Here is a 3,056-nt window from a genome sequence, read left to right as displayed (position 1 = left end):
CACACGTTCATTGACATATTGAGATAAACAATACAGTAGAAAAAAATTATAGAAAGCACAGTTGTGTGTTAGCGATAACACACAAGAAAAGTACAATAAGCAAAATAAGGGCGTATGGGGGATGCCTGTGGCTCTCAGAGGCGAAGAAAGACGTGATAAGCTGCGATAAGCTACGGGGACGGGCACATACCGACTGATCCGTAGATTTCTGAATGGGGCAACCCACTATATTGAAGATATAGTATCCGATAGGAGGCGAACCCGCTGAACTGAAACATCTAAGTAGGCGGAGGAAGAGAAAACAAAAGTGATTCCGTGAGTAGTGGCGAGCGAAAGCGGATTAGCCCAAACCAAGGTTGTTACGGCAATTTTGGGGTTGTAGGACCACGACATTCTATGTAAACAGAACTGGAAGCATCTGGAAAGTTGCATCGTAGAGGGTGATAATCCCGTACAGGTAATGAATATAATAGATAGTGGTATCCTGAGTAGGGCGGGGCACGTGAAACCCTGTCTGAATCCAGCGGGACCATCCGCTAAGGCTAAATACTCCTGAGAGACCGATAGTGAACCAGTACCGTGAGGGAAAGGTGAAAAGAACCGTGAATAACGGAGTGAAATAGATCCTGAAACCATACGCCTACAAGCGGTCGGAGCCCTTTCGTGGGGTGACGGCGTGCCTTTTGCATAATGAGCCTACGAGTTACCGTTGCTGGCAAGGATAAGTGATTAAGTCACGGACCCGTAGCGAAAGCGAGTCTTAATAGGGCGCTTTAGTCAGTAATGGTAGACGCGAAACCGTGTGATCTACCCATGGGCAGGATGAAGCTGTGGTAACACATAGTGGAGGTCCGAACCGGTTGACGTTGAAAAGTCTTCGGATGACCTGTGGGTAGGGGTGAAAGGCCAATCAAACTCGGAAATAGCTCGTACTCCCCGAAATGCATTTAGGTGCAGCGCTGGCTTAAGTTATATAGAGGTAGAGCTACTGATTGGATGCGGGGGCTTCACCGCCTACCAATTCCTGACAAACTCCGAATGCTATATAATGTTTACCAGCAGTGAGGGCATGGGTGCTAAGGTCCATGTCCGAGAGGGAAAGAACCCAGACCATCAGCTAAGGTCCCCAAATGTATGCTAAGTTGAATAAACGAGGTTTGTCTGCCCAGACAGCTAGGATGTTGGCTTGGAAGCAGCCATTCATTTAAAGAGTGCGTAACAGCTCACTAGTCGAGCGGACGAGCATGGATAATAATCGGGCATAAGTATACTACCGAAGCTATGGATTTACGTTTAACGTAAGTGGTAGGGGAGCATTCTATTCAGCGTCGAAGGTGATATGCGAGTATTGCTGGAGCGGATAGAAAAGAAAATGTAGGCATAAGTAACGATAATGCGGGCGAGAAACCCGCACACCGAAAGACTAAGGTTTCCTCAGCTATGCTAATCAGCTGAGGGTTAGTCGGGACCTAAGGCGTACCCGAAGGGGGAAGTCGATGGCCAACGGGTTAATATTCCCGTACTACTTATAATTGTGATGGAGCGACGGAGTGATGAAAGCACCGCGAACTGACGGAATAGTTCGTTAAAGTACGTAACTATAGGATCTGTAGGCAAATCCGCAGATTTTGGTGAAATACGATAGTACACGGAGTCTTCGGACAAAGTGATAGTGTGCCTAAGGGCTTCCAAGAAAACCTTCTAAACTTAGATTATAAGTACCCGTACCCTAAACCGACACAGGTAGTCGAGGAGAGAATCCTAAGGTGCTCGAGAGATTCATGGCTAAGGAATTAGGCAAAATAGACCTGTAACTTCGGGAGAAAGGTCGCCACGCTCCGGCGTGGCCGCAGTGAAAAGGTCCAGGCGACTGTTTATCAAAAACACAGGGCTCTGCAAAATCGTAAGATGAAGTATAGGGCCTGACACCTGCCCGGTGCTGGAAGGTTAAGAGGAGATGTTATCTTCGGAGAAGCATTGAATTGAAGCCCCAGTAAACGGCGGCCGTAACTATAACGGTCCTAAGGTAGCGAAATTCCTTGTCGGGTAAGTTCCGACCTGCACGAATGGTGTAACGATCTGGACACTGTCTCAGCCATGAGCTCGGTGAAATTGTAGTATCGGTGAAGATGCCGATTACCCGCAGTGGGACGAAAAGACCCTGTGCACCTTTACTATAGCTTAGTATTGACCTTGGATAAGTGATGTGTAGGATAGGTGGGAGACTTTGAAATGGCGTCGCCAGGCGTTGTGGAGTCGTTGTTGAAATACCACCCTTTGCTTATCTGAGGCCTAACCCCTTTTTTAGGGGGACATTGCTTGGTGGGTAGTTTGACTGGGGTGGTCGCCTCCAAAAGAGTAACGGAGGCTTCTAAAGGTTCCCTCAGCACGCTTGGTAACCGTGCGTAGAGTGCAATGGCATAAGGGAGCTTGACTGAGAGACATACAGGTCGATCAGGTACGAAAGTAGAGCATAGTGATCCGGTGGTTCCGTATGGAAGGGCCATCGCTCAAAGGATAAAAGGTACGCCGGGGATAACAGGCTGATCTCCCCCAAGAGCTCATATCGACGGGGGGGTTTGGCACCTCGATGTCGGCTCGTCACATCCTGGGGCTGGAGAAGGTCCCAAGGGTTGGGCTGTTCGCCCATTAAAGTGGCACGCGAGCTGGGTTCAGAACGTCGTGAGACAGTTCGGTCTCTATCTACTGTGGGCGTTAGAAATTTGAGTGGATCTGACTCTAGTACGAGAGGACCGAGTTGGACAGACCTCTAGTGTATCTGTTGTCCCGCCAGGGGCACCGCAGAGTAGCTACGTCTGGAAGGGATAAGCGCTGAAAGCATATAAGCGCGAAACCCACCACAAGATGAGATTTCTTTTAAGGGTCGTGGAAGATGACCACGTTGATAGGCTATAGATGTAAAGGCAGTAATGTCAGAGTCGAGTAGTACTAATAACCCGTAAGCTTATGTACGCTCTTTCCTCCCGCCCTGCGGGAGGAAGAAACTTTCTAATTCAAATAATATTATATTCTTTATCTCAATATGTTAAAATATT

Annotated in this window: 1 rRNA gene; it reads left to right on the top strand. The window is 48.2% G+C overall.

The annotated features are described in order from the left end of the window. Nucleotides 1–93: 93 nt before the first annotated feature. Nucleotides 94–2,973 (top strand): 23S ribosomal RNA (locus Q763_RS17215). The last annotated feature ends 83 nt before the right edge of the window (nucleotides 2,974–3,056 follow it).

This window comes from Flavobacterium beibuense F44-8 (assembly GCF_000769915.1).
GTDB classification, from domain to species: domain Bacteria; phylum Bacteroidota; class Bacteroidia; order Flavobacteriales; family Flavobacteriaceae; genus Flavobacterium; species Flavobacterium beibuense.
Note: the sequence above shows the minus strand (reverse complement) of the source record. Positions and strands in the feature narration are given on the sequence as shown.